The sequence below is a fragment of the Moorena sp. SIO3B2 genome, assembly GCF_010692525.1.
Lineage (GTDB): Bacteria > Cyanobacteriota > Cyanobacteriia > Cyanobacteriales > Coleofasciculaceae > Moorena > Moorena producens.
The window spans coordinates 1-4,356 of the sequence record NZ_JAAHHE010000446.1; the positions used below are offsets into that span (position 1 = coordinate 1).

General features: G+C 42.8%; 5 protein-coding genes and 1 pseudogene. 2 read left to right on the plus strand and 4 right to left on the minus strand.

What is annotated here, in order from left to right; genetic code table 11:
- Window positions 1-220 precede the first annotated feature (220 nt).
- From F6K38_RS35785 to F6K38_RS35800, 4 genes are all read right to left on the minus strand, one after another.
- Window positions 221-598, minus strand: coding sequence for a hypothetical protein (locus tag F6K38_RS35785; protein ID WP_287359797.1), 378 nt, complete (start codon window positions 596-598; stop codon window positions 221-223).
- Window positions 599-831: 233 nt separating this feature from the next.
- Entirely contained in the window at window positions 832-1,203 is a 372-nt protein-coding gene (locus tag F6K38_RS35790) for a hypothetical protein (RefSeq protein WP_287359798.1), read from the minus strand.
- Window positions 1,204-1,253: 50 nt separating this feature from the next.
- Window positions 1,254-1,376 (minus strand): hypothetical protein, encoded by a 123-nt coding sequence (locus tag F6K38_RS35795; RefSeq protein ID WP_287359800.1) that lies wholly within the window; start codon window positions 1,374-1,376, stop codon window positions 1,254-1,256.
- A gap of 170 nt (window positions 1,377-1,546) precedes the next feature.
- Window positions 1,547-1,918, minus strand: a complete 372-nt coding sequence (locus tag F6K38_RS35800; protein WP_287253797.1) for a hypothetical protein — start codon at window positions 1,916-1,918, stop codon at window positions 1,547-1,549.
- An 867-nt stretch (window positions 1,919-2,785) separates the two neighbouring features.
- Between F6K38_RS35800 and F6K38_RS35805 the strand changes: the two genes are divergently transcribed.
- Both F6K38_RS35805 and F6K38_RS35810 read left to right on the plus strand, forming a co-directional pair.
- Window positions 2,786-3,712 (plus strand): acylneuraminate cytidylyltransferase family protein, encoded by a 927-nt coding sequence (locus F6K38_RS35805; protein ID WP_287359802.1) that lies wholly within the window; start codon window positions 2,786-2,788, stop codon window positions 3,710-3,712.
- A 385-nt stretch (window positions 3,713-4,097) separates the two neighbouring features.
- A pseudogene (locus F6K38_RS35810) lies at window positions 4,098-4,356 on the plus strand (transketolase C-terminal domain-containing protein); the annotation flags it as partial.

Below are 4,356 nucleotides of genomic sequence, written 5' to 3' on the forward strand. Positions count from 1 at the left end.
GCACCGCCATTTATCACTGGTTTTGAAAATTTTGGACCAGAAGATAGCGAGTTGCCGATTAGTTTTTCTGCGAAACCGGTGATTGTCCCTGAACCCACTCATAGTATAAGTATCTTTACCCTTGCCACTCTCGGCTTAGCTTCAACCATCAAACGTAAGCTGAAACCTTTTGCTTAAGCTATCAGCCCTCAGCTGAGGGCTGAGGGCTGATAGCTTAGATTTAAGCTGGTTGAGATTTAGTCAATAATTTCAGAATTTCTACAATCTCACCCTGTCGGTTAGACAGTTGTTCCTGTCGCTGAGAGAGTTGTTCTTGTCGCTCATCTAAGTTCTCCATTAGGCCATACATTCGGGATTGACTTTGAGCTAAATTAGACTGAGAGTTTGCTAAATCAGCCATCACAGAATACAGTCGAGACCGATCCCGTTTGAACTCATTAACAGTATCGGTTAGAGCTTCGATAGCACGAGCATTGGAATCGGTTCTTTGACGAAGCTGTTCAATTCTGTGACCGAGCTGTTCAATCTGTTGGTCGATGCGCTCAATGGCAGTAAATAAAAGGTTGAAACGGGTATCAAACTGGTCTGAGTTTGTCATTTGCTGCAATAGTGTGTAGTGTTTTATCAACAGCTATCAGCAGTCAGCGGTCAGCGGTCAGCTGCTAGTGGTGCTTCAGGGGAGCGTTCATTTTTCGCCTCGTAGCCAGGGTTAAGTTGCTGCGCAACCCACCACTGCTGGGTCAAACTGATCACTAATAGCTGATAGCTGATAGCTGATCACTGATAGCTGACAGCTGACCGCTGATAGCTGATAGCTAGTGGTTCTAAACCCTAATTAGATTGAGTCAATAACTTCATAATTTCTACAATCTCCCCCTGTCGGTTAGACAGTTGTTCCTGTCGCTCATCTAAGTTGGCCATCATGCCATACATTCGGGATTGACTGTCCGCTAAATTAGCCTGAGATTGAAATAAATTAGACTGAGATTGTGCTAAATTAGCCATTACAGAATACAGTTGAGAGCGATCCCGTTTGAACTCATGGACAGTATCGGTTAGAGCTTCGATAGCACGAGCATTAGAATCGGTTCTTTGACGAAGCTGTTCAATTCTGTGACCGAGCTGTTCAATCTGTTGGTCGATGCGCTCAATGGCAGTAAATAAAAGGTTGAAACGGGTATCAAACTGGTCTGAGTTTGTCATTTGCTGCAATAGTGTTTAGTGTTTTCTTAAGAGCTATCAGCAGTCAGCGGTCAGTGGTCAGCTGCTAGTGGTGCTTCAGGGGAGCCTTCATGTTTCGCCTCGTAGCCAGGGTTAAGTTGTTGCCCGTAACCCACCACTGTTGGGTCAAACTGATCACTGATAGCTGATAGCACCTCAAGTAGCGTGCGCGTAGCGCTTAAGCTGATAGCTGATACGCGACACGCTGATACGCGACACGCTGATACGCGACACGCTGATACGCGACACGCTGATACGCGACACGCTGATACGCGACACGCTGATACGCGACACGCTGATAGCTGATAGCTAGTGGTTCTAAATCCTAATTAGATTTAGTCAGTAACTTCATAATTTCTACAATCTCACCTTGTCGCTGGGAGAGTTGTTCCTGTCGCTCATCTAAGTTGGCCATCATGCCATACATTCGGGATTGATTTTGAGCTAAATCTGCCATCAAAGAGTATGCTTGAGCGCGATCTCGTTTGAACTCATGGACAGTATTGGTTAGAGCTTCAATGGCACGAGCATTAGAATCGATCCTGTGACCGAGCTGTTTAATCTGTTGGTTGGTCTGCTCGATGGCACGAGCATTGGAATCGGTTCTTTGACCGAGCTGTTCAATCTGTTGGGTGATCCGCTCGAAGGCAGTTAGTAAAAGGTTGAAACGAGTATCAAACTGGTCTGAGTTTGTCATTTGCTTTGCTGCAATAGAATGTTTACGATAGTAGTTATCAATTGGTTGAAGTACGTTTTGGATTTTAGGTAACAGGCAATAGGGCATAAAATAAAAAATCTGTGTAAATCCTAAGTAGTATCACCGCTATTATTTTGATTAAACTAGTGTAGATTCTGTTTATGGTGTTATTTTTATAGTGTGATTTGCGATTACACGCTGTGAATGTTAATTTTTACCATTGCTCTATTAGAACGGGTTTTTACTACTTATGATTTACCAGATGATTTACCTTGGGCAAAAGGCCACGCTACGCGAACAAGTTTATTTCCTTATTAAGGAAATGCTGTGGGATTTAGTTCACGGTGGCAAGGAGCAATTATTACTACCTAATCCCTACTTCCTAAAACCCAGTAATTTGTACTTAAAGTAATTGATTGAGCCATATATAATTATACACTATACTTGTCAATATTGACAAGTATTAAAATTAGTAATTACTAATAGATAACTAACTGCAATAATGAGTTATTATAAAACCAACAATTACTAGTAAAATTGTAACGGGCAAGATGCCCGTTATACTCCCGACTACCGTTAGCTGTCAGCCGTCAGCTGTTAGCCGTCAGCTGAAAATAAACCTCGTTTAGGATTGCTATAACTGATAGCTGATAGCTGTTCGCGTAGCGTGCGCGTAGCGCTTAAGCTGATAGCTGATAGCTGATAGCTGATAGCTGATAGCTGATAGCTGATAGCTGATAACTGATAGCTGATAGCTGATAGCTGATAGCTGATAGCTGATAGCTTACCTATTCCCTATTTCTGTAAACTATAAAGTGGTGATCAAAAATTTGCCAGCAAGATTATTGTCTAAGATCAAGAAAATTGGTGGATTCTAAAACTCCGACAGTAGTTGCCCTAATTCCAGCCCGGGCTGGTTCCAAACGAGTACCTGGTAAAAATATTCGTCGTTTGAAAGGGCATCCGTTAATTGCTTATACTATTGCTGCTGCAACCCAAAGCCAAGTGTTCTCAGCCGTGATTGTTTCCACTGACTCAGAAGAGGTGGCGGAAATTGCTCGTTACTATAGCGCTGAGGTACCATTTTTGCGTCCGCCAGAGTATGCTACCGACAAGTCACCAGATATTGAGTGGATTGATTACACCCTGAGGCATTTGAGTAATCTGGGGCGAGACTTTGATTGCTTCAGCATCCTGCGACCAACCAGTCCTTGTCGCCAACCCCAGACCATTCAACGAGCTTGGCAGGGGTTTTTGGCTCAAGCTAATCAAGTAGACTCCTTACGGGCAGTAGAGAAATGCCAGCAGCATCCTGGTAAAATGTGGGTACTCAAGGGCAGCCTGATGAAACCGTTGCTTGAGCAGAACACCTTGGCCAATAGGCCACGCTACGGGAATGAATTAGGCAATTCTCCGGTTAACCATAACCTCCAACCCCCCAACCTTGGCCAAAAGGCCACGCTACGCGAACAACCAGCCAACCTTCAACCCCCCAACCGTCAACCAGCCAACCTCCAACCAGCCAACCTCCAACCGTCAACCAGCGATACCCCCTGGCATAGTACTCCCTATCAGGCCTTGCCAGAGGTCTATGTGCAAAATGCTAGCTTAGAAATTGCTTGGTCAAAAGTGGTGCTGAAAGAGTATACAATTGCTGGAAAGGTGATTATGCCATTTATTACCCATGATCATGAGGGATTAGATATTAATGACTTGAAGGATTGGTGGTATCTGGAATATTTAATAGCACAGGGAGAAGCTCACTTACCTATGGTCTCCCAGAAACCAATGTAGTTTTTTCAATTTGCTAGGGAGTAGGGAGTAGGGAGTAGGGAGTAGGGAGTAGGGAGTAGGGAGCAGGGAGTATAAAAGAAAGAATAGGGAAGTTTAAAGTGGCAAAAAATCCTGTGTACATCGTTATTATGAAAACCGCTATTTTCTGGAAATATTAGTTATAATTACTTATTTATTTTAACAATACTGCTAAGTATAATTTGTTTAAAGGTTAAGCAAGTAAATAAGTAACCGATTAAACGCTTGTGCAGTTAAATTGGATATGATTAAGTGATAAAAAAAAGTTAAACCTTATCCACCGAATCCCTACTCCCTACTCCCTGCTCCCTGCTCCCTAAAACCTGACCAATAACCAACAACCCCAATAACCAATAACCAATAACCAATGACAAATCTATCTCTAGTCCCCTTTCGGGAGTTTGAACGCCTCAAGGATTTAGACATTACTCCCGAAACTCATACTGAGCTTTTTGCTACCTACTGTCGAATCAATACTTTATATATGATAAAACAGGCGGGTTCAGGGCATATTGGTAGTAGTTTTAGTAGTTTAGATATTGTTTGTTGGCTGTTTTTAAATGAATTACGGGTTAGGAAAACTAACTCTAATCAACCACGGGATATTTATTTTTCCTCTAAGGGTC